Here is a 449-nt window from a genome sequence, read left to right as displayed (position 1 = left end):
GTGCCGCGGCCGCAGCGGTCACGGCCGGGCCGATCCTTGACCTGAAGGCCAAGCGCATTCCCGATCCGCCGCCGCCCGGCAAGGACGCGCCGAAGGATGCGCCCAGGGACGGGTCGAAGGACGCTGCCAAGGATTCAGTGAAGGAGCCTCCGAAGGGCTCCGGTACGACGGCCCTGACCCCCGTAACCCCGCCGGCTGGGCGGGCGCGGGCCGGTTTCGGCTCCCTGGCGGCGGCCGGCCTCATCGGCGGCCTGATCGGCGCGGGTGCGCTGTTCGGGGCCGAGCGTGCCGGCCTCGGCAATCTGCGTCCGAACGCCTCCGATCCGACCCTGTCCGGCCAGGTCGCGTCCCTCGACAAGCGGGTGGACGGGCTCGCCCCGCGCGATGCCGTCGCCGACCTCGACAAGCGGGTCGCCGCCGCAGAGGCCGCGGCCCGGCAGGCTCTGGAG

1 pseudogene is annotated in these 449 nt (G+C 75.1%); it reads left to right on the top strand.

What is annotated here, in order from left to right:
• A pseudogene (locus FV228_RS32630) lies at positions 1 to 449 on the top strand (translation initiation factor 2); the annotation flags it as partial.

This window comes from Methylobacterium sp. WL18 (assembly GCF_008040015.1).
GTDB lineage: Bacteria > Pseudomonadota > Alphaproteobacteria > Rhizobiales > Beijerinckiaceae > Methylobacterium > Methylobacterium mesophilicum.
This window is presented reverse-complemented; position numbering and strand designations above follow the sequence as displayed.